Source organism: Brevundimonas sp. (assembly GCF_035999125.1).
GTDB lineage: Bacteria > Pseudomonadota > Alphaproteobacteria > Caulobacterales > Caulobacteraceae > Brevundimonas.
In genome coordinates this window covers 1-22,690 of record NZ_DASYGX010000006.1, presented here as the reverse complement: position 1 = coordinate 22,690, position 22,690 = coordinate 1, and the positions used below count along the sequence as shown (strand labels likewise).

At 70.8% G+C, this 22,690-nt stretch carries 21 protein-coding genes; 13 read left to right on the top strand and 8 right to left on the bottom strand.

All coding sequences use genetic code 11. The features are described from left to right. Nucleotides 1-11: 11 nt before the first annotated feature. Complete coding sequence (locus VGN45_RS03965) at nt 12-491, top strand: CC0125/CC1285 family lipoprotein (RefSeq protein WP_327459576.1); 480 nt, start codon at nt 12-14, stop codon at nt 489-491. Here the strand turns inward: VGN45_RS03965 and VGN45_RS03960 are convergent. Next, entirely contained in the window at nt 488-2,647 is a 2,160-nt protein-coding gene (locus VGN45_RS03960) for a primosomal protein N' (RefSeq protein WP_327459574.1), read from the bottom strand. The genes VGN45_RS03965 and VGN45_RS03960 overlap by 4 nt on opposite strands. Before the next feature lie 30 nt (nt 2,648-2,677). Between VGN45_RS03960 and fsa the strand changes: the two genes are divergently transcribed. The 6 genes from fsa to hisS all read left to right on the top strand — a co-directional run bounded on the left by fsa (nt 2,678) and on the right by hisS (nt 8,799). Further along, a complete protein-coding gene (gene fsa / locus VGN45_RS03955; protein ID WP_327459572.1) occupies nt 2,678-3,331 on the top strand; it encodes a fructose-6-phosphate aldolase in 654 nt (217 codons plus the stop codon). A gap of 33 nt (nt 3,332-3,364) precedes the next feature. Beyond that, nucleotides 3,365-4,069, top strand: a complete 705-nt coding sequence (locus tag VGN45_RS03950; RefSeq protein WP_327459570.1) for a DUF484 family protein — start codon at nt 3,365-3,367, stop codon at nt 4,067-4,069. After that, on the top strand, nt 4,066-4,980 hold the full coding sequence (locus tag VGN45_RS03945; protein WP_327459568.1) for a tyrosine recombinase XerC: 915 nt from the start codon (nt 4,066-4,068) through the stop codon (nt 4,978-4,980). The genes VGN45_RS03950 and VGN45_RS03945 overlap by 4 nt, the downstream gene beginning before the upstream one ends. A 54-nt stretch (nt 4,981-5,034) precedes the next feature. Next, entirely contained in the window at nt 5,035-5,958 is a 924-nt protein-coding gene (locus VGN45_RS03940) for an aspartyl protease family protein (protein WP_327459566.1), read from the top strand. A gap of 79 nt (nt 5,959-6,037) precedes the next feature. Next, entirely contained in the window at nt 6,038-7,270 is a 1,233-nt protein-coding gene (locus VGN45_RS03935; RefSeq protein WP_327459564.1) for a DUF418 domain-containing protein, read from the top strand. A 35-nt stretch (nt 7,271-7,305) separates the two neighbouring features. Further along, the gene (gene hisS / locus VGN45_RS03930) at nt 7,306-8,799 is read left to right on the top strand and encodes a histidine--tRNA ligase (protein WP_327459562.1); all 1,494 of its coding nucleotides are present in this window, start codon (nt 7,306-7,308) and stop codon (nt 8,797-8,799) included. Nucleotides 8,800-9,071: 272 nt separating this feature from the next. On the opposite strand, the gene VGN45_RS03925 is transcribed toward hisS, so the two are convergent. Next, nucleotides 9,072-11,219 carry a M13 family metallopeptidase gene (locus VGN45_RS03925; RefSeq protein WP_327459559.1) on the bottom strand — a complete coding sequence of 716 codons (2,148 nt, stop codon included), beginning with the start codon at nt 11,217-11,219 and terminating at the stop codon, nt 9,072-9,074. A 224-nt stretch (nt 11,220-11,443) separates the two neighbouring features. Between VGN45_RS03925 and VGN45_RS03920 the strand changes: the two genes are divergently transcribed. Together VGN45_RS03920 and VGN45_RS03915 are read left to right on the top strand one after the other, a co-directional pair. Then, nucleotides 11,444-13,285: a cation:proton antiporter gene (locus VGN45_RS03920; RefSeq protein ID WP_327459557.1), complete on the top strand. Its 1,842-nt coding sequence runs from the start codon at nt 11,444-11,446 to the stop codon at nt 13,283-13,285. A gap of 204 nt (nt 13,286-13,489) precedes the next feature. Next, complete coding sequence (locus VGN45_RS03915) at nt 13,490-14,152, top strand: TetR/AcrR family transcriptional regulator (RefSeq protein ID WP_327459555.1); 663 nt, start codon at nt 13,490-13,492, stop codon at nt 14,150-14,152. Nucleotides 14,153-14,195: 43 nt separating this feature from the next. On the opposite strand, the gene VGN45_RS03910 is transcribed toward VGN45_RS03915, so the two are convergent. Continuing rightward, nucleotides 14,196-15,284, bottom strand: a complete 1,089-nt coding sequence (locus tag VGN45_RS03910; protein WP_327459552.1) for an aromatic ring-hydroxylating dioxygenase subunit alpha — start codon at nt 15,282-15,284, stop codon at nt 14,196-14,198. Nucleotides 15,285-15,393: 109 nt separating this feature from the next. Between VGN45_RS03910 and VGN45_RS03905 the strand changes: the two genes are divergently transcribed. Beyond that, nucleotides 15,394-16,341, top strand: a complete 948-nt coding sequence (locus tag VGN45_RS03905; protein ID WP_327459550.1) for an alpha/beta hydrolase — start codon at nt 15,394-15,396, stop codon at nt 16,339-16,341. Nucleotides 16,342-16,463: 122 nt separating this feature from the next. On the opposite strand, the gene VGN45_RS03900 is transcribed toward VGN45_RS03905, so the two are convergent. Genes VGN45_RS03900 through crcB form a run of 5 tightly spaced genes read right to left on the bottom strand, consistent with a single transcriptional unit; the run spans nt 16,464 to nt 19,893 of the window. Beyond that, nucleotides 16,464-17,222: an ATP12 family chaperone protein gene (locus VGN45_RS03900; protein ID WP_327459548.1), complete on the bottom strand. Its 759-nt coding sequence runs from the start codon at nt 17,220-17,222 to the stop codon at nt 16,464-16,466. Between the two features lie 52 nt (nt 17,223-17,274). Further along, nucleotides 17,275-17,793: a hypothetical protein gene (locus tag VGN45_RS03895; RefSeq protein WP_327459546.1), complete on the bottom strand. Its 519-nt coding sequence runs from the start codon at nt 17,791-17,793 to the stop codon at nt 17,275-17,277. 44 nt (nt 17,794-17,837) lie between these two features. After that, nucleotides 17,838-18,521 (bottom strand): HAD-IA family hydrolase, encoded by a 684-nt coding sequence (locus VGN45_RS03890; RefSeq protein WP_327459544.1) that lies wholly within the window; start codon nt 18,519-18,521, stop codon nt 17,838-17,840. Then, nucleotides 18,518-19,513, bottom strand: a complete 996-nt coding sequence (locus VGN45_RS03885; RefSeq protein ID WP_327459542.1) for an RluA family pseudouridine synthase — start codon at nt 19,511-19,513, stop codon at nt 18,518-18,520. Before VGN45_RS03885 ends, VGN45_RS03890 begins: the two co-directional genes overlap by 4 nt. Next, the gene (gene crcB, locus VGN45_RS03880; protein ID WP_327459540.1) at nt 19,510-19,893 is read right to left on the bottom strand and encodes a fluoride efflux transporter CrcB; all 384 of its coding nucleotides are present in this window, start codon (nt 19,891-19,893) and stop codon (nt 19,510-19,512) included. The genes VGN45_RS03885 and crcB overlap by 4 nt, the downstream gene beginning before the upstream one ends. A gap of 97 nt (nt 19,894-19,990) precedes the next feature. On the opposite strand from crcB, the gene VGN45_RS03875 reads away from it, so the two are divergent. From VGN45_RS03875 to VGN45_RS03865, 3 genes are all read left to right on the top strand, one after another. Further along, a complete protein-coding gene (locus VGN45_RS03875; protein ID WP_327459538.1) occupies nt 19,991-20,419 on the top strand; it encodes a hypothetical protein in 429 nt (142 codons plus the stop codon). Nucleotides 20,420-20,424: 5 nt separating this feature from the next. Then, nucleotides 20,425-20,868 (top strand): DUF2214 family protein, encoded by a 444-nt coding sequence (locus VGN45_RS03870; RefSeq protein WP_327459536.1) that lies wholly within the window; start codon nt 20,425-20,427, stop codon nt 20,866-20,868. A 138-nt stretch (nt 20,869-21,006) separates the two neighbouring features. Further along, nucleotides 21,007-22,191, top strand: a complete 1,185-nt coding sequence (locus tag VGN45_RS03865) for a hypothetical protein (RefSeq protein WP_327459533.1) — start codon at nt 21,007-21,009, stop codon at nt 22,189-22,191. The last annotated feature ends 499 nt before the right edge of the window (nt 22,192-22,690 follow it).

Below are 22,690 nucleotides of genomic sequence, written 5' to 3'. Positions count from 1 at the left end.
GGAGACCCGCCATGTTCCGCATCCTGACCCTGTCCGCCGCCGCGCTGGCTCTCACCGCCTGCGCCTCGCTCGCGCCTTACGGCCCCCAGACGGGATCGGGCGGTCAGGGCTATGCCGAGCAGCGGATCGAGACGAACCGTTGGCGCGTGACTTATTCCGGCGTCGGCGCGCCCGGCCCGGTGGCCGACCTCGCCTTGCGCCGGGCGGCGGAGCTGACGGTGGCCAACGGCGACGACTGGTTCGAGGTGACGCAGCGCTACACCGACGGGCGGCCGGACTCCGCGGGCGGCATCCGGCCCTCCCTGTCCGTCGGCGCGGGCACGGGCCGATACGGCGGGTTTTCGTCCTCGGGCGTCGGCGTGGGCGTGGGCCTCAACTTCAGCGGTCCGGCCCCGACCACGACCACGCTGGAGATCGTCACCGGGCGAGGCCCGGCGCCGGAACGCGCCGCCGTCTATGACGCGCGCGGCGTGCTGGAGACGATCCGCTAGAGGAAGCTGTACGGGTCGACGTCGACCGTCAGCCGCACGCTGGACGGCAGCTTCGCCCGCGCCAGCCAGGCGCGCAGGAAGCCCTGCAGGTCGACGTCGCGGTCGGCGCGGACCAGCAGGCGTTTGCGGCGGCGGCCGCGCACCAGCGCCAGCGGCGCGTCGGCGGGGCCGTAGACCTCGAGCCGTTCGGCGTTGGGGATCGACCCGGCGAGCAGGCCCGCGGCCTTGTCCACCGCGTCCGCCTTCTCGCCCGACAGGATCAGCGCCGCCAGCCGTCCGAAGGGGGGCAGGCCGGCGGCCTCGCGCTCGGCCAGCTCCGCCTCGACGAAGGCGTCTCGGTCGCCTGCGACGAGGGTCTGGAGCACCGGATGCTCGGGCGTCCAGGTCTGCAGCAGGGCGCGCCCGGGCCGGTCGGCGCGTCCGGCGCGTCCGGTCGCCTGCATCAACAGTTGAAAGGTGCGCTCGGCCGCGCGCAGGTCGCCGCCGCGCAGGCCGAGATCGGCGTCGACCACGCCGACCAGCGTCAGGCGCGGGAAGTTGTGGCCCTTGGCGGCCGCCTGGGTGGCCACCAGGACGTCGATCTCGCCGTCCTGCATGCGGCGGATCAGGTTGCGCGCGGCGCCCGCGTCGGGCGCGGTGTCGGAGCTGAAGACGGCGGTCCGCGCCTGCGGGAACAGGGACCGCACCTCCTCCTCCACCCGCTCCACGCCGGGGCCGACGGGGGTCAGGCTGTCGGCCGCGCCGCATTCCGGACAGCGGGCGGGCCTGGGCATCGAGAAGCCGGTCAGGTGGCAGACCAGCCGGCCGGTGTAGCGGTGCTCCACCAGCCAGCTGTCGGTGTCGGGCGCGGTAAGGCGGTGACCGCAGGCGCGGCACAGGACCACGGGGGCGTAACCGCGCCGGTTGAGGAACAGCAGGGTCTGTTCGCCGCGAGCGAAGACGTCGGCCATGTCGGCGACGAGGCGTGGCGACAGCCAGCGGTCGCGCTCGGGCGGGTCCGCGCGCAGGTCCAGAAGTTCCAGCGTGGGCAGCACCGCCGCGCCGTGCCGGGCCTTGAGCCGCAGCCAGCCGTACCGGCCGGCCCGGGCGTTCGCCAAGGTCTCCAGCGACGGGGTGGCGGAGGCGAGGACGACGGTCGCGCCCTCGATCATGGCTCTGGCCACGGCCAGGTCGCGGCCGTGATAGACGAGGCCGTCCTCCTGCTTGAACGAGCCGTCGTGTTCCTCATCGACGACGATCAGGCGCAGATTGGGGAACGGCAAGAACAGGGCGGAGCGGGCGCCGACGACGATCCGGGCGCGGCCTGAGACGACGCCCTGCCACACCTGACGCCGTCTGGGGCCGGAAACGCCGGAATGCCACTCCGCCGGGGCGGCGCCGAAGCGGGCCGCGACCCTTTGGATCAACGCTTGAGTCAGCGCGATCTCGGGCAGGAGGATCAGCACCTGGGCCGTCGGGTCATGGGCCAGGGCGCGGGCGGCGGCCTCCAGATAGGCCTCGGTCTTGCCCGAGCCGGTGACGCCGTCCAGCAGGAAGGGTTGGAAGCCGCCGGTCTCGACCGCGGCTCCCAGAGCGTCCGCCGCGGCGGACTGGTCCGCATTCAGGTCGGACGGGGCGTGGGCTGGCTCGGGGACGGGGAAGTCCGTCGCGGCGGGCGCCTCGACGCGGGCCAGCACGCCCTCATCGACCAGTCCCTTGATCACGCCGGCCGAGACGCCGGCGGCTCGGGCGAGGTCAGCGGCGGTCAGCGGTCCGGTCGCGGCGGCCAGAACGGCGGTGCGCGCGGCGGTGGCGCGCTGAGGCTCGACGGTCGGATCGCGCACCAGCTTCACCGTCGGCTTCGGCTCGGGCGCGCGCAGGCCCTTCAGCGCCATGGCCGCCATCTCGCCGGGCGGCGACAGGGTCCAGCGCGCGGCCCACTCGACGAAGTCCATGGTTCCGGCCGGCAGGGGCGGGTCGTCCAGCCGGGCGTCGACCGACTTCAGCTTGCGGTTCGAACCGGTGACCTCGTGCGTCTCCGAAACGAGGCCGCGCAGCAGTCGGGGCCCCAGCGGCACTGCGACCTGATCGCCGCGCGCCAGCTCCAGATCGTCGGGAACGGCGTAGTCGAAGGCTTCGCCCACCGGCAGGGGGACGAGGACGGAGGCGACTTTCATGGGCGGGGCCGGTCGGCTAAGGAGCCGCCCATGAAACTCTTCCTCGACACCGCAGACGTCGCCGTCATCAAGGACATGGTCCCCACCGGCATGGTGGACGGCGTGACCACCAATCCGTCGCTGATCGCCAAGTCCGGTCGCAACATCGCCGAGGTCATCGCCGAAATCTGCGCCCTGGTCGAGGGGCCGATCTCGGCCGAGGCCGTGGCGACCGATTTCGAGACCATGGTGCGCGAGGGCGACAAGCTGGCCGCCATCGCCCCGAACGTGGTGGTGAAGCTGCCGCTGACGACCGACGGGCTGCGCGCCGCCCGCGCCTTCGCGGACACGGGCATCCGGACCAACGTCACCCTGTGCTTCTCGGCGGCGCAGGCGCTGCTGGCGGCCAAGGCGGGCGCGACCTTCGTCTCGCCGTTCGTGGGGCGGCTGGAAGACCACGGCGCCGACGGGATCGGCCTGCTGGAGGAGATCCGGACGCTGTACGACATCCACGGGTTCGAGACCGAGATCCTGGCCGCCAGCCTGCGCAACGCGGGCCATGTGTCGGCGGCCGCGCTGGCCGGCGCGGACGCGGCGACCCTGCCGCCCGAGACGTTCAAGGCCTTGGTCAAACACCCGTTAACCGACAAGGGGTTGGATGCCTTCCTGGCGGACTGGGGCAAGACCGGTCAGTCCATCCTGTGATTTGACGCCGGCGCTCCCGGCGGGAGCGCGTGCGTGACGGCAGAATCCCTCGACCTGTTCGCCGACCAGCCGGGCCTGCACTGGCCGCAGGTGCGCGGCTGGCTGCAGGGTCACGGCGAGCTGCTGGCCGCTGACAGAGCGCTGCTGGAGGAGCTGGGCCTGCGCCCGCACGGCCCGAACGTGGTCGACTTCGCCCCGGCGGCCCTGACCCGGCTGGAGGCCGAGGTCGAGCGCGAGACCGACGCGCGCAAGCGCATCGAAGCGGTGGCGCGGGCGAACTTCGCCGCCCAGACGCAGACCCACGTGGCGGCGCTGGACCTGATGGAGGCGCGATCGAACTCGGACCTCGCGCGACGGCTGGACGCCACGGCGCAGGGGCGGTTCGGCCTGGCGGGCGCGGCGGTGGGGCTGGAGAAGCCCGGCGCCGTGCCGTTCGGCTGGAAGGCGCTGGAGCCCGGGCGGGTGGACGCACTGGTCGGCGAGGACGGCCTGCACTGGCTGGGGCCGAATTTCGACGGGCTGAACCTGTTCGGCCAGACGGAGGAGGCGGTGGCCTCCGTCGCCCTGATCCGCATGGCGCCGGCGATCACGCCGGGCCAGGCGCCGCGGGCCGGCATCGTCGCCTTCGGCTCGCCCGACCCGGAGGGATTCCACCCGGCCATGGGCTGTGAACTGGCGGCCTTCGTGGCGCGGGTGGTGGAGCGCATGGCGGAACGGTGGCCGGCGATCGACGCATGACCGCAGACGACGCGCTCAGGGCCTGGCTGGACTGGCTGGCCCACGAGCGCCGGGCCTCGCCGCGCACGCTGGAGGCCTATGGCCATGCGGGGCGGAACTGGATCGGGTTTCTGGGGCGGCATCGCGGCGGGCCGCAGGCTCTGGGCGATCTGTCGGGCGTCGAGGCGGCGGAGCTGAGGGCGCACCTGGCCGAGCGGCGCGGCGGCGACAATCCCCTGTCGGCGCGCAGTCTGGCGCAGGCGCTGGCGGCGATCCGGGGCTTTCACAGATTTCTGGAGCGGCGGCTGGCCGTCGCCAGTCCGCAACTGGCGCTGGTACGCGGGCCACGCCCCAAACCCACGCTGCCGCGGCCGGTCGCGGAGGCGCAGGCGCTGGCCTTGCTGGAAGAGCCGGAGGCGGACGTCGACCTGGAACCTTGGGAGGCGGCGCGGGACCGGGCCGTCCTGACGCTGCTGTACGGTTGCGGTCTGCGGATTTCCGAGGCGCTGGCGCTGACGGAAGGCGACGCCCCCTTGGCGGAGTCGCTGCGGGTCACCGGCAAGGGGGGCAAGACGCGGCTGGTTCCGGTGCTGGCGGCGGTGCGGCAGGCGGTGGAGGATTGGCGGGCGCTGAACCCGTTCCCGGCGGCGCCGGATCACCCGTTGTTCCGGGCGAAGCGGGGCGGTCCGCTGACGCCGCGCCACGTCCAGGCGACGGTTCAGAGGCTGCGTGGGCGGCTGGGATTGCCCGCCTCCACCACGCCGCACGCCCTCCGGCACAGCTTCGCCACCCATCTGCTGGGCGCGGGGGCCGACCTGCGGTCGATCCAGACGTTGTTGGGCCACGCCGGCCTGTCGACGACGCAGAAATACACGGCGGTCGACGCCGCCCGCCTTCTGGAGGCCTATGCGTCCGCTCACCCGCGTGCCTAATCTGTGAGCGTCGACGGCGTCGGGGGAGGGCGCGGCTTGCATTTGATGGCGAAGATGTCGCGCCGGACGCTGATCGGCGCCGTCGCGGCGTCGGCTTCGGCCGCGGCCTGGGCTCAGGATCCGCCGACGCCGGGTTCGGTCGAAAGTCGACTGCTGACGAACGTTCTGACCCGCATGGCCGTGCCCGTGGACGTCGAAGGACGCGGCGGGTGGAACATGGTGCTCGACACGGGCGCGGGCCGCACCGCCGTGTCGGCGGAACTGGCTCAGGCGCTCGACCTTCCCGCCGGGCCCCCCGTCCTGGTGCATGGCATCACCGCGGCCGAGTTGGCCCCGACGGTCCGGATCCGGCTTCTGACCTTCGGCGGTCGGCGCTTCAACGACTTGACCTGCCCCGTCTTTCCTCGGGAGGTTCTGGCCGCGGACGGTCTGATCGGTCTGGACGTCCTGTCCGGTTTCCGGCTGGACCTCGACGTCGGCGGGCTTCGTGTGCGGCTGACCCCGTCGGGCGGCGACGTCCTTCCGTCCAGTCCGACCTTCTCCTCGGCCACGCGGATGCGCACTCCTCGGGCTCGTCGCGGGCGGTTCGGCCAGCTGATCCTGCCCGCCGCAGCGGTCGACGAGGTGCCTACCGAGGCCTTCGTCGACACCGGAGCCCAGTACTCGATCGGCAACATGGCCCTGCTGCGGGCCATGGGCGGCGGCGTCGAGCCGCCGGGCCTCGCCCGCATCGAGGTTTTCGGCGTGACCGGTCAGAGTCGCCAGGCCTTGATCGGATCGGCCCGACGCCTCGTGCTCTCGACCCGCGACCTCGGCCGCACCGACCTGTTGTTCTCCGATCTGCACGCCTTCGACGTCCTGGGACTGGACGGTCCCGCCCTTCTGATCGGTGCGGATCTGCTGCGACGCTTCCGCTCCGTGGTTCTGGACTTCGGGCAGGGCAGCATGGGCCTCTTCGGCCTTCGGCCGGCCACCTGACGCGCATTACGGCGAATTCAGTTTCGGGAGCGCCGCTCCGAGTGTAAAGCGTCCTTGTCAACCTGACATGGGGGGAGCCATGACCGACACGACACTCGAGCCCGCGCGCCTCGGCCCGATCGCCGAGAAGGACCGCATCCGCAACCTGGACATGCTGCGCGGCTGGGCCGTGCTGGGCATCCTCGCGGTCAACGCCGTCGTCTTCGCCTGGCCCTTCCTGGTCATGATGACGGAGGAACCGCCGCCCATCGACCTGTCCTATGCCGACCGGGTCGGCTGGTGGGTCATCGACGTCTTCTTCGCCGACAAGATGCGCACCCTGTTCACCATGCTGTTCGGGGTCTCGGTCTTCCTGATCGGCGGCGAGCGGTCGGATCTGGACCGTGGCGCGCTTCTGCGTCGCCGGCTGATGTGGCTGGGCCTTTTCGGCCTGATCCATGGCCTGGCCTTCTGGTACGGCGACATCCTGCTGCACTACGCCTACTGCGGCTTCCTGTTCCTTTTCTTCCGGAGCTGGAGCGCGCGCCGCCTGCTGTGGGTGGGCGGCTCGATCACCGTCCTTTGGGCCCTGGTCGCGAGCGGGGCCTCTTGGGGCATGGCCAACATGCCGGCGGAATTCGCGGCCAAGATGGCCCAAGGCCGTCCCGAGGCGAGCCCTGAGGCGGTTGCCGCGATCGTCGACGCCTATCTCAGCGGATACGTCGGCGCCCTCTCGCAGAACCTCCAGGCGTGGCTCCAAACCGCCCTGTTCTTCCCCTTCCTGATCTTCGTCACCGTGCCGCTGATGATGCTGGGACTGGGCTTGTTCAAGTCGGGTTTCCTGACGGGGCGGTCGCCGACCTGGGTCTATCTGACGATCCTGATCCTGGGCGGCGCGAACCTGGCGGCCGCCGCCTTCTGGGGCTGGGAGAAGGCCTTCGCGCCGGAGGGCGAGGATCCGACCGGCGGCCTGGCGGGCGCGGCGACGGGCGCGGCCCCGCTGATCACCCTCTTCTACGTCTCGGCCCTGATCCTGATGTCGAAATGGGGGCTGAAGGCGGTGACGGGCATCTTCGTCCCGGTCGGACGCATGGCCTTCACCAACTACCTGTCCCAGACCCTGATCATGACCACGGTCTACTACATGCCATGGGGCCTGAAGCTGATGGGCCAACACGGGCCGGCCCAGTGGTGGGTGGTCGTGGGCGCGATCTGGGTCGCCCAGATCATCTGGTCGCCGCTGTGGCTGAGCGTCTTCAACATGGGGCCGCTGGAGTGGCTGTGGCGCTGTCTGACCTACGGCCGGATGGTGCCCTTGCGGCGGGGCGCCTGATTGCTCTTGCGCGGCGCCTGGCTTAAGCGCCGCGCATGACGTCAGACGCCCCCCGACCGGAAGCGCGCGCGCCGCGCGGCTTCGCCGACCGCCGTGCCCGGGATCTCGTGGCCGAACGCGCCCTGATCGCGCGCGTGTCGGAGGTCTATGAGCGCTGGGGCTTCGAACCGCTGGAGACCCCGGCGTTCGAGTACGCCGACGCCCTGGGCAAGTTCCTGCCCGACGCCGACCGTCCCAACGCGGGCGTGTTCGCGCTTCAGGACGACGACGACCAGTGGATGGCCCTGCGCTACGACCACACCGCGCCTCTGGCCCGATTCGCGGCCGAGCACCGGCAGACCCTGCCCAAGCCGTTCCGCCGCTACGCCTTCGGACCGGTATGGCGCAACGAGAAGCCGGGGCCCGGCAGGTTCCGGGAGTTCATGCAGTGCGACGCCGACACCGTCGGCTCGGACCGGCCCGAGAGCGACGCCGAGATCGTGGCCATGGCCTGCGAGGGCCTGACGGCCGCCGGCCTGGGCGAGGGGCAGGCCGTTCTGCGCGTCTCGGACCGCCGCCTGTTCGACGGCCTCTTCGACGAGGGCGGGGTGACCGACGCGGGCCAGCGACTGACGGCCTTGCGCGCCGTCGACAAATACGACCGGCTGGGCTGGGAGGGGGTGCGTGATCTGTTGGGCGCCGGGCGTTTGGACGAGTCGGGCGACTATACGAAAGGCGCGAGTCTGAGCGGGGGCGCGATCGAGCGGATCGAGGGCTTCCTGAAGGCCGAGCAGGCCGGCGGCTGGACCGACCGGATCGACCGGCTGGCGTCGGCCGGGGGCCTGGGCGCGGCGGGCGAAGCCGCGCTGGAGTCCCTGGCGAGGATCGGCGCCTCGGTGACGGCGCTGGGCGCGCCGGCCGGCGCCGTGACCTTCGACCCGACCGTCGTGCGCGGCCTGGAATACTACACCGCCGCCGTGTTCGAGGCCGAGCTGCTGCTGGAGACCACCGACGAGAAGGGGCGGCCCGTGCGGTTCGGCTCCATCGGCGGGGGCGGGCGCTACGACGACCTGGTGGCGCGGTTCACCGGCGAGCCCGTGCCGGCGACGGGCTTCAGTTTCGGCGTTTCACGCCTGTCGGCCGCGCTGCGGGCGGCGGGTCGGGCCCCTGCTGAGCCGCGCGGCCCGGTGGTGGTGATCGTCTTCGACGACGCAGGCATGACCCACGGCCTGGCCTGCGCCGCGGAAATCCGCCGCGCAGGTCTTGCGGCCGAGGTCTATCTGGGCCGGGCCGGGCTGAAGGCGCAGATGAAGTACGCCGACCGCCGGGGCGCTCCGGCGGCCGTCATCCTCGGCGGGGACGAGATCGAGAACGGTATGGCCACGGTCAAGGATCTGGACGCGGGCCGGGCCATGGCGGCCGCGCTGGCCGACAACGCCGCGTGGAAGGCCGAACGCCCAGGACAGGTCACCGTGCCGCGCACCGACCTGATCGCGACGCTTCGCCGCATTATCGAAGAAACGTCGAGAAACCTTGTCGTCGATTCCTGACTTATCGACGATCAGTCAGGGAAACGGCCGATTTCCCCCGTCGATTGATTGACTTGCCTGGATCATGGCGGTTTCATGAAGACCTCGACGGCGCGGGGCGACCTGCAGCCATCGGAGGCGTTTCGGGGAGGAAACGTCCGCTCTCAAGAGCGAGAAGGCCCGCCGCAGGATCCCCGCGGCGGGCTTTTTCGTGCCCGGCTCCCAGTTCCGGCGGCGTCACGAAAAAGGGCCGCCCCGAAGGGCGGCCCCCGTCCGTTGGAAGCCCTGCGGCCCTACCAGAGGCGGACGCGGTCTTCCGGGGCGAGCCAGTAGCGCGAACCCGGCTGGACGTCGAAGGCGTCGTACCAGGCGTCCAGGTTCCGCAGCGGCCCGATCACGCGATACTCGGGCAGGGAGTGCGGGCCGGTGGCCACCTGGTTGATGATGGCGTCGTCGCGGTATTTCGACTGCCAGACCTGGGCCCAGCCATAGAAGACGCGTTGGTCGCCGGTGACGCCGTCCAGCACCGGCGAGGGGCGACCGCCCAGCGAGCGGCGATAGCCCTCGATGCCCAGGGTCACGCCGGCCAGGTCGCCGATGTTTTCGCCCATGGTCAGGTTGGGCTTCAGATTGTGACCCGGCAGCGGGGCATAGGTCGCGTACTGCGCCCCGAGCATGTCGGCGCGGGCGGTGAAGTTGGACGCGTCCTGCGCCGTCCACCAGTCGCGCAGCACGCCGTCGCCGTCCGACTTGCGGCCCTGGTCGTCGAAGCCGTGGCCGATCTCGTGGCCGATGACGCCGCCGATGCCGCCGTAGTTCACGGCCGGGTCGGCCGTCGGATCGAAGAACGGCGGCTGCAGGATGGCGGCCGGGAAGACGATCTCGTTCTTGGTCGAGTTGTAGTAGGCGTTGACCGTCTGGGGCGTCATGCCCCACTCGTCGCGATCGACCGGGCCGTTCATCCGGCCGACCTGGAAGTTCCAGCGGAATTCCCCGGCCCGCTCGGCGTTGCCGACCAGATCGCCGGCGTCGACCTGCAGCGCGGAGTAGTCGCGCCACTTCGTGGGATAGCCGACCTTCACCGTGAAGTTGTCGAGCTTGTAGAGCGCCTGCTCCTTGGTTTCGGCGCCCATCCAGTCCAGCTGGCGGATGCGGTCGGCCAGGGCCACGCGCAGGTTGGCGACCAGTTCCTCCATCATCATTTTGGATTGGGCCGGGAACCAGCGCTCGACGTACAGCTTGCCGAACGCCTCGCCCATGGTGCCCTCGGCGAAGCTGACGGCGCGCTTGTCGCGGGCGCGCTGCTCCGGCTGGCCGGCCAGATCGCGCGAGCGGAACTGCCACTGGCGGTCCGAGAAGCGGGCCGACAGGAAGGGCGCCATGTCGTCGACGGTGTGGAAGGCCTGCCACGCCTGGATCACCTCGATCGGCGTCTCGCCGTAGATGGCGGCGATCTTGGGCATGGCGGTGTTCTGGCGCACCACCACGGTGGTCACGCCGCCCAGGTCCGCCTGTTCCAGCCAGGCCGCCCAGTCGAAGCCGGGGGCATAGGCTGCGAGGTCGGTCGGAGTGAAGGGATTGTAGGTCTTGTCGCGGTTGCGGTTCTCCTCGACCGTCCAGTGGGCCTCGGCGATCCGGGTCTCGAGCGCGACGACGGCGGCGGCCGCCTCGGCCGGGTTCTCCCAGCCGATCATGCCCAGCATGTCGGCGACGTAGGCCTCGTACAGCGCCTTCTTCGCGCCGAAGCGGGCCGCGTCCAGATAGTAGTCGCGGCTGGGCAGGCCGATGCCGGCCTGGCTGACGTAGGTGGTGTAGCGGCTGGGGTCTTTCTGGTCGTCGCCGATGCCGACCCCGAAGAAGCCTGAGCCGAAGCGCCCCTGCAGCGTGCCCATGTAGGCGGCCATCTTGGCGTGGTCGTCGGCGGCGCGGATGGCGGCCAGGTAGGGCTGCATGGGCCGGCCGTCCAGCGCCTCGATCCGCTCCACGTCCATGTAGGAGCGATAGAGGTCGGCCATCTTCAGTTCGTCGGAACCGGCCGCCAGGTTCGGATTGGCCAGCAGCTCGTCCAGCAGGAAACGAAGACGGTTGTCCGACAGCTCACGCAGCAGGGCGAAGGAGCCGTAGGAGGTGCGGTCCGACGGGATCTCCATCGCCTTCAGGGCCGTGCCGTTGGCGTGCATGAAGAAGTTGTCGCCGGCCGAGACCGACAGGTCGCGTCCGTCGATCGCGAATCCCCAGGTTCCGTACTTGGGCGCCTCGATCCCTTCCCAGGATCCGCCCTCGAACAGGGCCGGGTCGAACAGGGTGAAGACCGTGCAGGCCTCGTCGACGCACTGGTGGCCGTGGCCGTCGTCGATCGTGTGGCGCTGCTGGGCCAGGGCCGGGGTTCCGGCGATCAGGGCGGCCGAGGCGGCCACCGTCAGAAGCAGGGACTTACGCATGGGGCATCTCTCTCCGTTCCGTCGTTCTGGACGGTTCGGCGCGGACCCTACGCCCGGCAGGCCGACCGCCACCTTAAATTATTGTCATGAAGCCGTGAGCGCGCCTGTCCAAGCGGAGCCGGGCCGGTCATGATGTCGCGGTGCTAGCGGGAGCCTGATTCACGGCGTCGGTGGAATCGCGAAGCGATTCCACCTCAACCGATCAGGCTCTGACCGGAGGGGCGATGGCGGCGGGGCACGGCGGCGGCGAGTACAAGGATCTGGTGGTCTTTCTGGCCGCGGCCGGCGTGGTCGTGCCTCTGTTCAACCGGCTGAAGATCAGCCCGATCCTCGGGTTTCTGGCGGCGGGGGTGCTGCTGGGCCCCGACGGTTTGGCGCGGCTGGCGTCCACCGCGCCCTGGTTGTCCTGGCTGACCATCGACGACGCCGCCCAGATCCGCGCCCTGTCCGAACTCGGCGTCGCCTTCCTGCTGTTCATGATCGGGCTGGAACTGTCGTGGGAGCGGCTGCGCGCCATGCGGCGGCTGGTCTTCGGCCTGGGGATGACCCAGATGGCGGCGTGCACCGCCGGACTGGTCGCCCTGTTCATGCTGATGGGCCAGCCCCTGGTCTCGGCCGCCGTTCTGGGCATGGGGCTGGCCCTGTCGTCGACGGCGGTGGTCATGCCGGTGATGGCCGAGCGCGGACGCCTGACCGGCCCGGCGGGGCGCACGACCTTCTCCATTCTGCTGGCGCAGGACCTGGCGGTCGCACCGATCCTGATCACCGTCACGGTTCTGGCGGCCACCGCGCTTGAAGGCGCGACGCCGGCGGGCGAGTTCGATCCGACGGTGCTGCGGCCGGCGCTGCTGACGCTGATCCCGGCCGCTCTGGGCCTGGCCGTGCTGGTGATCGTCGGCCGGCTGGTTCTGCGGCCCATGTTCCGCTCGGTGGCCAAGGCCCGCGCCCGGGGCCAGGGGCAGGAGATGTTCGTCGCCGCCAGCCTGCTGGTCGTGGTGGCGTCCGGTCTCGCGGCGCAGGCGGTCGGTCTGTCCATGAGCCTGGGGGCCCTGATCGCCGGGCTGCTGCTCGCCGAGACCGAGTTCCGGCGAGAGGTCGAGGTGTCGATCGAACCGTTCAAGGGGCTGCTGCTGGGCGTCTTCTTCGTAGGCGTGGGCATCGGCCTGGATCTGGACGCGGTCGCCGCGAGCCCCGGCATGGTGTTCGGCCTGGCGTTGGCCATCACGGCGCTGAAGGCCGTGCTGATCTATGTCTCGGCGCGGGCGTGGAAGGTGCGCAACCGCACGGCGCTGGAGACGGCCCTGGTGCTGGGTCCGGCGGGAGAGTTCGCCTTCGTCATCCTGGGGGCGGGCATGGTGGAGGGCGTCGCCTCGCCCGCCTTCACCGGCACGGTCATGCTGGCGGCCACGATCAGCATCTTCACCATCCCTCTGATGGCCCTGTTCGCCGACCGCCTGGTGGCCCGCGTCACGCGCGCCGCGCCCGACCTGCCGGAGGAGGCGACCCGACCGGGAGCGGCCGAGGGCAAGGTGCTGATCGTCGGCTATGGGCGCGTGGGTCGCCTGGTGGCCGAGCTTTTGACCGAGCATGGCCAGCCTTTCATGGCCGTGGACAGCGACCCCTCCCTCGTCTCGAAGGCCCGTGCGGAGGGCGCCGACGTCAGTTGGGGCGACGCGTCGCGCGGCGAGTTTCTGGACAAGTGCGACCTGGAGCAGGCCCGGGCCGTCGTCGTGACCATGGACGCGCCGGGCAAAGTCGACGAGGTCGTCCGCAGCGTCCGCGCGGCGCACCCCGACCTGTGCCTGATCGCCCGGGCGCGCGACGAGCGGCACGCCGTGCGCCTGTACGAGCTGGGCGTCACCGACGCCGTGCCGGAGACGACCGAGGCCAGCCTGCAGCTGGCGGAGAACACCCTGGTGGACGTCGGCGTGCCCATGGGCCTGGTGCTCGCCTCGATCCACGAGCGGCGCGACGTCTTCCGCCGCGCCTTCCAGGACGCCCGCCCCGAAGCCGGCCGCACGCGCCCCGCCCGGGCTCTCCGCCCCCGCCTGCCGCCCGCAAGCTGAGCCGTTCAGCCTGCGGTTCCATGGCCGGTGGGAAGGCCACAACCTGTGTGACAGTATTACTTCGAAGTCGCCTCGCGGGCGCATTTTGGTCATCGTTCCGTGATGAGAGCGAGCTTCGCAACATCCGGCCCGCGCCGGTTTTCGTCGGCGGAAACCACGTTCGTCAGGTTCCGCTTCACACAGTTCCGAGTAGCCCTCCCCTCCATGCGTGACGCCTCCTCCCCCTCCGCCGACGCCGGCGCCGTGATGAACCGCCGTCAGGCCGCCAAGGTCCGCACTCGCGGCAAGGTCATGGCCTCGGCCCGCGACCTGTTCGCCCAGCACGGCTACGATCCCGCCACCATCCGCGACATCGCCAAGGGCGCGGGCATGTCGACCGGGGCCGTGTTCGCCAACTTCCAGGACAAGGCCGAGCTGTTCGAGGCCGTTCTGGCCGAAGATCTGGCCCGCGTCGCGGGCGAGATGCAGGCCGCCGCCCAGACCGACGGCCCGGCGCGCAAGCGGCTGAACGCGGCCCTGACGGCCGGCTATCGCGCCACCCTGGACCAGTTGCCTCTGGTGCAGGCGGTCGTCGCCCGCGGTTGGTTCCACCCGGCCGACGCCGAGCGCCGTGCGCGAGACACCCTGAAACCGCTTACGGCGCTGATGAGAGAAATCCTGTCGGGCGCCGCGTCGCGGGGCGAGATCGCCCGCGACGCCGATCTGGACCTGATCGGCGGCATGATCTGGACGGCCTTCATCTCCGGCTTCCGCCGCGCCGCCTATGACGGTCAGGATCTGAAGGCGCTGTCCGCCACGCTGGAACGCCAGATCGACCTCATCTTCGCCGGCGCCGCCGGGCGTCAGGCCCAGCTCAGCGCCGCGTGATTTCGCTCCATGCTTCCTTCCCCGGCGAGCGGGGAAGGAACTCCTAGCTCCGCCACCTCAGCGTGACGGGTTCGATGGGATTGGAAAAGCCGCGCCCCTCCGCGCGGCTTTTCTGCCATTCGCGCTTCAGCTGCTGGTACCACTTGGCCTGTCTGTCCGCGTCGTCGATCCAGATCAGGGTCGGGTCGAAGGCCAGCCCCATGTTCTGCAGGTTCACCATGCCGCCGTCCTGCTTCAGGAAGGCGCGCACCCCCATCCGCAGGAACGGCTTGGCGATGCCGAACACCCAGTGGTCGGACCAGAAGATCTGGGTGATGCGCGTGTGGTCGTCGTCCAGCGGCGTCAGGCAGGTCAGGGCCAGCACCTGTTTCTCGCCCACCTGGATGTGCTCCCAGCGGTATCCCGGCAGGCGGAAGGTGATTTCCGTCGCCGGCGCCCCGCCCAGGATCCTGTAGGCCCGGCTGTTCGACGACGGGGCATGGCGGACCATGGCCCAGCCGTGCTCGACGGGGGCGAAGGCCTTCTTCTTCTCGTGCATCGAATGCTCTGAGCGCCACCACCACTGCTGATGCACATAGGGACCGTGCGCGGGGTCCATCAGGCCGACGACGGCGTGGTCGACGTGGCTGTCGAAGGTCATGGCCTCGACCAGTTTCGCCTCGCCCTCGGCGCCCGGAAAGACGGGCGGTTCGTGATCCGGCTCGCCCCCGCCGCGCAGGTCCGCCGACATCCAGACGAAGACGATCCCTTGACTCTCACGGACGGGATAGGAGCGCACGCGGATGCGCGCCGGGTCGGTCGCGTCGCCCTCGACCAGGCTGGGAATGGCGGCGCAGACGCCGTCGGGCCGGAAGCGCCAGCCGTGATAGGGGCACTCCACCGTCTCGCCGCCGTCCTCGCCGCGATCGACGATCCGCCCGGCCGACAGCGGCGCGGCGCGGTGGGGACAGACGTCCCTCATGGCGAAGACCTGGCCCGCACGGGTGCGGCCGACCAGGACGGGCTCGCCCAGGATCATCCGACGCGCCTGCGTGCCCGGCCGGATCTCGCGCGACAGGTCCACGAAATACCAGGCGTCTCGCAGGAAGCCCTTGCCGAACTTGGTGGTCTCGGTCGTGATGGCGGCGGTCATGCGGGGGTTCTAGCCGTGGCGAGGGCGCCCTCGCCAGCCTCTTTGAAAAAGCACTTTACATTACAAAGTATCGGGGCTAGGAAGTCCGCACGTCTCTGGAGATCGACCCATGTCCCGCGCCCTGATCCTGTCCCTCGCCCTCGTCGCCCTGCCCCTGTCGGCGCAGGCGCAGGAACACGCCGGCCATGCCGCCCATCACCCGGCGGGCACCGAAGCGGGAAGCCACGAGGGCCACCGACACGCCGACTTCCAGTCGGGCCGCTTCCACGTCCGCGTCGAGGGGACCGAAGGGCCGAACGTCATCCTGATCCCCGGCCTCAGCTCGCATCCGGACGTCTGGCAGCCGCTGGTCGACCGGCTGGAGGGGCCGCACCGGCTGCACCTGATCCACGTCCAGGGCTTCGCCGGAGCCCCGGCCGAGGACAACGCCACCGGGCTGGTCGCCGCGCCGGTGGCCGAGGAGCTGGCCCGCTACATCCGCGAGCAGGGCATCGAGGATCCGATCGTCATCGGCCACTCCATGGGCGGCACCATCGCCCTGATGCTGGCGGCGCGGCATCCGGACCTGGTCGGCAAGCTGATGGTGGTCGACCAGATCCCGTTCATGGGCCAGGCCTTCGGCAATCCGAACGCGACGCCGGAGCAGCTGCGCCCCATGGCCGACATGATCCGCGCCGGCTTCATCTCGTCCAGCGACGAGAAGTGGCGCGCCGACCTGACGGCCACCATCGCCACCATGGTCCGCACCGAAAGCCTGCGCGCCGGGCCGATCGAACACGGCGTGACCAGCGACAAGACCGTGGCCGGCAACGCCTATCACGAACTGGTCCTGACCGACCTGCGACCGGAGCTGGCGAACATCACCGCCCCCACCGAGGTGGTCTACGTCACCTTCGCCTGGCCCGGCATGACGCCCGAGTTGACGGACCAGATCTATCGCGGCGCCTATGCCGGCCTGAACGGCGCGACCTTCACCCGCGTGGACGAGGCGGCCCACTTCATCATGCTGGATCAGCCGGACGTCTTCGCCGCCCGCGTCAACGCCTTCATCGACTGAGCCGAGGCCTTTCCCTCCCCTTCAGGGGAGGGAGGATCGCGCAGCGATCCGGGTGGGGCATGTTCGTTCGGACCCCACCCTGGCGGCTGCGCCGCCGTCCCTCCCCTGAAGGGGAGGGAAAGTCACCCCAACGCCGCGAACCAGCGCGCCAGCAGGCGCGCCTCCTCCCGGCGGGCGGCGGTGCGCTCCGCGTTCTCGGCGTCGACGCCCCAGCGCTCCTCCTGAAAGGCCTCGTCCAGCCGCGAGGCGTCGAACAGGGCGTCCGCGCCGTCGGCGGCCCGCTGCAGGGCGAACCCCAGGACCGCGCTGCCCAGCAGCGGCACGGCCATGGCCAGTCCAGTCAGGGCGAAGTCGTCCAGACGCAGCGCCAGCTCGCGCACGCGGGCGACGGCCGCCGGATCCTGCGGCCGGTGCACGATCCCCTCGGCCGGCTCCAGATGCACGCCCAGCTCGGCCGCGGCCCAGGCCCGCCACGGCGCCCACTCGCGCGCCTGCCGCTCGACCAGCGACGAGGGGTCCTCGGCCAGATAGCAGAGCAGGTCCGACCCGGCGTAGGCGGCGATCTCGTCCGCCACCGCCTCGCGCGCCTGGGACACGCGGTCGATGGCGGTCGAGGCCAGGCGGGTGGCCGGCATGGTGGCAGGCTCGAGAAACTCGCCCTGATCGGCCCATTCATAGGACAGCATTCGCGCCGCGGCCCCGGTGGGCACGATCAGGGGCGCATGGGACGGCGTCTTCGGCATGCGGCCGTCCAGCAGGACCGCCCAACCGCCCTCGGCGGGCGCGACGTGCACCGCCTTCCAGAAACGCTTCACCCGTTCCTCGGACTCGCGGAATCCCTTGCGGGCGGCGACGTTGGGATCGAGCGACGGGATCTGCATGGCGGCCATATAGGCCGGGTCCGACGTCATCGCGAGCGGGGCCGGGACCGCGTCATTCGCACCAGACGCCCTTGTAGAAGTCCAGGGCCCAGATGCCCTGCTCGGTGGTCAGTTCGATCTCGTGCCGGCTTCCACCCCGCGCCTTGCCGTCGTCCGAACAGGCGGATGGGGTCGGTCCGGTCGTCCTCAACTCGAACAGGGCATACCCCGGCTCCTGCTCGACCTTGGCGAAGCCCACCTGACGGCCCCAGTCGTCGAGGCTGGCGACCAGCTGCGCCTCCGTCAGCGTCGACCGGGAGACGAGGACGGCGCACCCGTCGAAGGTCTCGAAGCCGACGCCCCGGCTCGCGTCGCCCCAGTACCAGAAGCGCGATCCGGTCTCGAGGTCGACGGGTCTGAAGCCGTGTTCGGTCAGGAACGCCGCCTCGTCGTAGCCGTCGGGCATGAAGACCGGGAACTGACGCGCGAAGCAGGCTTCCACGCCCCGGACGACGGCCACCAGAACCGGGTCGGGCGCCTGTGGGGGCGCGGGGGACGCCAGGGCGGCGGCGAGGGTCATGGCGGCGATCATGGAGCTCTCCTGTCCGCGGATTGGCGCGGCCGGAAGGCCCGAAGTCAATCCAGCGCGGGCTGACGGAAGGCGCCGGCAAAGCGGTCCAGCGCCGCGTCCAGGTCCGGGAAGCTTTCCGCCACCAGCACGGCCCCCGCCGCCAGCTGCTCCTCCGCCGTGTGGAAGCCCCAGCCGACGCCGTAGGCCGGCACGCCGGCGTTCGCCGCCATGGCATGGTCATGCGCCGTGTCGCCGATCATGACGGTGGCGGCCGGACAGGCGTCGCAGGCGCGCATGGCGGCGACCAGCATGGCGGGGTCGGGCTTGCCCGGCCCGTCCTCGGCGCAGTGGGTCGACAGGAACAGGTCGGCCCAGCCGTCGCGCGCCAGATTGCGCGCCACGCCGCGCCGGTTCTGGCCGGTCGCGATGGCGAGGCGCCAGCCGTCGCGTTTCAGCCGGCGCAGGTGATCGACGGCGCCGTCGAACAGAGGCTCCTCGTGCCCGGCCTCATAGTGGTCCATGAACCATTGCCGGAACCCGGCGACGTAGTCCGCCAGTTCGGCCTGCGTCAGCTGCGGCTCCAGCACGTGCAGCGCCTTCGTCAGCTCCAGCCCCACGATCTGGCGCACGCGGTCGTAGGACGGCTCCGGCAGGCCCAGCCGCCGCGCGGCCGCGCCGCAGGCGGCGTGGATCGACGCCCGGCTGTCCACCAGCGTCCCGTCGACGTCGAACACGGCGAGAGGCCTCACCGCATCCTCTTCACGCCGTGGAAGGGATCCTCGTCCGCCTCGTCCTCGGAGAAGCCGAAGTGCGCGAAGCCGGCCTTCATCTCGGGCGACAGCGGCGCCTCGACGATCAGCTTGCCGCCGCCGGGGTGATCCAGCTCGATCCGGCGCGCGTGCAGCTGCAGCTTCAGCGGGCCCGACAGTTCGGTCGACTCCGGCGTTCCGTATTTGGGGTCGCCCAGGATCGGATGGCCGACAGCGCTCATGTGGGCCCGCAGCTGGTGCGTGCGGCCGGTGAAGGGGCGCAGCGCCATCCAGGCGGCGCGGTGGGCGGCGCGCGACAGGGTGGCATAGGCGGTCTCGGCCGGTTCGGCGCCGTGCTCCTTCGGATCGGCCGGGCGCATCATCTCGAAGTCGTTGATGCCCGACTTCTTCAGCGCCATGTCGATCTGGCCGGCCGTCGGCTTCGGATTGCCGATGACGATAGCCCAATAGGTCTTCTTCGCCTGCCGCCGGGCGAAGGCCCCGGCCAGACGCTTGGCCGCCTCGGGGCCCTTGCCGAGCAGCAGCACGCCCGAGGTGTCGCGGTCCAGCCGGTGCACCAGCCGCGGCCGTTCCAGCCCCTCGCCCCAAGCGCTCAGCAGGCGGTCGACGTGCTTCGTCGTCTTGGTGCCGCCCTGCACGGCCAGCCCGTGCGGCTTGTTCAGGGCGATGACCAGCTCGTCCTCGTACAGCACCAGCGACCGGGCATAGGCGGCGTCGCGGTCGGTCAGCTTCGGCCGGTCGCCCGGCGTCTTTTCGACCGGATCGGGAATGGGCGGCACGCGCACGGCGGCTCCGGCCGTCAGCCGGTCCTGCGGCTTGATGCGCCCGCCGTCGACGCGGATCTGGCCGCTGCGCGCCAGTTTCTCGATCTGGATGTGCGACAGGTGCGGCCAGCGCCGCTTGAACCAGCGATCCAGCCGGATGCCGTCCTCGGCCTCCGCCACGTACAGGGTCTTGACCTCCCGGCTCATGCGAAGGCTCGCCGCGCGATCATCAGCCCCAGGAACAGCGCCGCCACCGACAGGACCACCGACGCCGCCGCATAGCCCACGGCCAGCCCGATCTCGCGGCGCTCGATCATCAGCGCCGTCTCCAGCGAGAAGGCCGAGAAGGTGGTGAAGCCGCCCAGCACGCCGACCGCCGCGAACAGGCGCAGATCCTCCCCGCCCTCGGCCCGCGCGCTCAGCCAGCCGACCATCAGCCCCATCAGCAGGCCTCCGACCAGGTTCACGCCGAACGTCGCCCAAGGCCAGGCCGCGCCGGGCGCCAGCCGCTGGGCCAGCGCTCCCGCGCCATACCGCGCCACGGAGCCCAAGGCGCCGCCGGCCGCCACGAGAAGAAGACGGGTCATCGGCGGGCGAATACACGGTTCAGCCGGGTCCGCTAAGGGGCGTCTTGACTCCACCGGGAGCGCCCAGCCCAATGGAGAAGGCAGGGGAGGTGGGGCCATGGGTGTTCTGGCGGGTCTCGGACCAGTGATTTTGCTGGTCGGAATCGGGTTGGTCGTGATGACGGCGCTCACCAGTCGTCAGATCGCCAAGGACGAATTTGAACGGCGCACGGACGGCGGGACCCTGAGCTATGAGACATTCAAGGACCACGAGCGGGCGGTCGGCAGAAAGCGGCGAAATGGCCTTCTGAAGAACCTCGCGATCATCCTGACGCTGTCCGGCTTGCTCCTGACATTCGCCGCGCCGGCGCTTTTGAACGCACAGAAATTCGATGACGTCGGGGCCTTGCGCGCCCGCGCCGCGAACCAGTGCCAACAGGGTGACGCCGAGGCTTGCCAACTCGCCGACGACTACCGCGGTTGCGTCCAAGGTTTCCGCGGTGACTGCGATGACGCGGCCGAGATCGAGCGCCGCCGAGGGAATTGACTGAGATGCACGATTTCGGACTGGCGGCGCTGCACCACGTGCTGGTGTTCGGCCTGGCCGTCATGCTGGCGATGGAGCTGGCCATCCTGCGCGGCGAGCGGATCGACGTGCGGCGGTTGGCGCGGCTGGACGGGGGCTATGGCCTGACCGCGGTCCTGGTGGTCGCGGTCGGCGCGGCGCGGGTGATCTGGGGCGTACGCGGCTGGGAGTTCTATCGCGACAACCCCGCCTTCTGGACCAAGATGGGCCTGTTCGCCGCGATCGGCCTGATCTCCATCCTGCCGACCCTGGCGTTCGTGAAATGGGCCCGGGCGGCGAAGGCAGATCCTGCCTTCCAGCCCGACGCGGCCCAGAGGGCGGGCGCGATCCGCTGGGTGCGGCTGGAGATCGGCCTGCTGCTTCTTCTCGCCGTCGCCGCGGCGGCCATGGCGCGCTGGCCGCTGGTCTGACGCCGGAATCTGGCGGAAACTTCACTTGCGCGGGCGCGGATTGACGGCGAAGGCTTCCCGTGACGGGAGAACGTCGTCCGGCGGACGGCGGAACCCGCCATAATGCCGTCAGGCTGAAGTCAGGACGTCCGGATCGCCATGTCGCACGACGATCACACTCCCGCGCCGCTCGACGGCGGCCACGGCGGACAGGGCCACGACCGCCGGCTGGAGGCCGCGGAAAACCCGCCGCCGCCCGGCGCCCAGGACGCGCCGAACCGCGCCGTGCCCCCGACGCCGACCGGCGGGCGTGAGCCCCTGCGCGGCGGCGACGGCATCCTGCGCCCCATCTCCGACAGCGAGTATTTCGCCCAGACGCCGGAGGCCGAGGCCATCGTCTCGTCGCACATCGACGAGTATTTCAACCAGCCGCTGGACATCTTTCCGTTCTGGGAGACGGAGTCCAAGCCCGACCGCTTCCACGTCCTGTTCGGCCGCCAGATCGAGGAGCGTTTCCCCGTCGACAAGGACATCCGGGGCCGCATCCACGACTACGGCCGCCGCGTCTTCCGCGCCCTGATCGTCCACGTCACGGTCAAGCGGCTCAGCCAGGCCGGGGCCATGGCCGCCTTCGCGGCGCTCGCCATCCTTGGCCCGGGCTGGTTCTCGCAGTGGACGGGGACGGAGACCATGGGTCTGGCGCTGGCCGCCGGCGCCATGGTCGCGGCCTTCGGCGTCTTCTGGCTGCTGCAGGCCATCCTGTTCATCCAGTACCGCTTCCAGCTGGAGAACGATTCCTACGAGCTGTCGCGCGAGGTGGTTCAGCGCACGCGCGAGCTCCAGAACCTGTTCACCTCCGCCCGCGCCATGGCCGACCAGGCCGAGACCCAGTTCCAGATGGACGGCAAGGGCTGGGGCCGCCGCGCCATGTATCTGACCCGCCTGACCATGTGGATCGGCGCGCGCATGGAGTACCTGGAGAAGTTCGTCCAGATGGAGCTGTGGCGCGTGCGCCGCGAACGCTACTGGATGCGCTGGGCCCAGCGGATCATGACGCCGCTGGTGATGATCGTCGGCCTGGCCGTCCTGGCGGTGGAGCCGGCGCCCGAGACGGGCGAGGCGGGCTTCCGCGGGCTTCAGATCCTGGCCGCCGTTCTGGGGCTGGCCGTCAGCTGGCTGTCCTACTTCCGCTGGCGCACGCCCGTGGCGGCGGTGCAGGACAAGCTGGGGGTCGAAGGCTGGGTCCGCTACGCCTCACTGGACGTCGACAACGCCGTCGCCGACCAGGTCCGCCGCGACAAGGAACGCCTGGTCGAATACCGCGCCCTGACGCGGGGTCGGTAGCTTCTATTTTGCGGGGAAGGCGATCCGATCCCGCCCCCGCGCTCCCTCTCCCTGCGGGAGAGGGCTTGAGGCTCGCAGAGCGTCAGCGATGCGCCAGCCGAAAGGGTGAGGGGCTACTGTCTGGCCGTGACCCCTCACCCTTTCGCGTTTCCAATCGCTTCGCTCTTGGACGCTCAAGCCCTCTCCCGCCGGGAGAGGGTGCGGCGACTTGGGTCGGGAAGTCGTGACGACTTCTCGGCGGTTTCCCCGCCCTTACAACGCCGTGCGCTTTTCCATCCGCGACTTTCCGACGTCGGTTCGGGGCTGCGGCAGCATTTGGGGGTTCCGTCGCGGGGAAGGGCGCAAGGCCTTGCGAGCTTGTCGCGGCGGGAGCGGTTCGAGCGGGGGCTGCGTCGGGAACTCCTATGTTCCTGAGCGGCCGGTGCTTCGGCCCTGACGGGCGTTCCGCGGTCCTCCTGCCCTCAAGCAGCGAGGCCCCGCGGGCCGAGCGATAGGGCCA

Bases quoted from the DNA above. Each gene is read 5' to 3' on its own strand.
- VGN45_RS03945 (WP_327459568.1), top strand. From the start codon at position 4,066: ATGACCGCAGACGACGCGCTCAGGGCCTGGCTGGACTGGCTGGCCCAC.
- VGN45_RS03920 (WP_327459557.1), top strand. From the start codon at position 11,444: ATGGCGGCGGGGCACGGCGGCGGCGAGTACAAGGATCTGGTGGTCTTT.
- VGN45_RS03885 (WP_327459542.1), bottom strand. From the start codon at position 19,513: ATGAGCCGGGAGGTCAAGACCCTGTACGTGGCGGAGGCCGAGGACGGC.
- VGN45_RS03915 (WP_327459555.1), top strand. From the start codon at position 13,490: ATGCGTGACGCCTCCTCCCCCTCCGCCGACGCCGGCGCCGTGATGAAC.
- crcB (WP_327459540.1), bottom strand. From the start codon at position 19,893: ATGACCCGTCTTCTTCTCGTGGCGGCCGGCGGCGCCTTGGGCTCCGTG.
- VGN45_RS03965 (WP_327459576.1), top strand. From the start codon at position 12: ATGTTCCGCATCCTGACCCTGTCCGCCGCCGCGCTGGCTCTCACCGCC.
- VGN45_RS03935 (WP_327459564.1), top strand. From the start codon at position 6,038: ATGACCGACACGACACTCGAGCCCGCGCGCCTCGGCCCGATCGCCGAG.
- VGN45_RS03875 (WP_327459538.1), top strand. From the start codon at position 19,991: ATGGGTGTTCTGGCGGGTCTCGGACCAGTGATTTTGCTGGTCGGAATC.
- VGN45_RS03940 (WP_327459566.1), top strand. From the start codon at position 5,035: ATGTCGCGCCGGACGCTGATCGGCGCCGTCGCGGCGTCGGCTTCGGCC.
- hisS (WP_327459562.1), top strand. From the start codon at position 7,306: ATGACGTCAGACGCCCCCCGACCGGAAGCGCGCGCGCCGCGCGGCTTC.
- VGN45_RS03865 (WP_327459533.1), top strand. From the start codon at position 21,007: ATGTCGCACGACGATCACACTCCCGCGCCGCTCGACGGCGGCCACGGC.
- VGN45_RS03870 (WP_327459536.1), top strand. From the start codon at position 20,425: ATGCACGATTTCGGACTGGCGGCGCTGCACCACGTGCTGGTGTTCGGC.
- VGN45_RS03910 (WP_327459552.1), bottom strand. From the start codon at position 15,284: ATGACCGCCGCCATCACGACCGAGACCACCAAGTTCGGCAAGGGCTTC.
- VGN45_RS03960 (WP_327459574.1), bottom strand. From the start codon at position 2,647: ATGAAAGTCGCCTCCGTCCTCGTCCCCCTGCCGGTGGGCGAAGCCTTC.
- fsa (WP_327459572.1), top strand. From the start codon at position 2,678: ATGAAACTCTTCCTCGACACCGCAGACGTCGCCGTCATCAAGGACATG.
- VGN45_RS03905 (WP_327459550.1), top strand. From the start codon at position 15,394: ATGTCCCGCGCCCTGATCCTGTCCCTCGCCCTCGTCGCCCTGCCCCTG.
- VGN45_RS03900 (WP_327459548.1), bottom strand. From the start codon at position 17,222: ATGCAGATCCCGTCGCTCGATCCCAACGTCGCCGCCCGCAAGGGATTC.
- VGN45_RS03895 (WP_327459546.1), bottom strand. From the start codon at position 17,793: ATGATCGCCGCCATGACCCTCGCCGCCGCCCTGGCGTCCCCCGCGCCC.
- VGN45_RS03925 (WP_327459559.1), bottom strand. From the start codon at position 11,219: ATGCGTAAGTCCCTGCTTCTGACGGTGGCCGCCTCGGCCGCCCTGATC.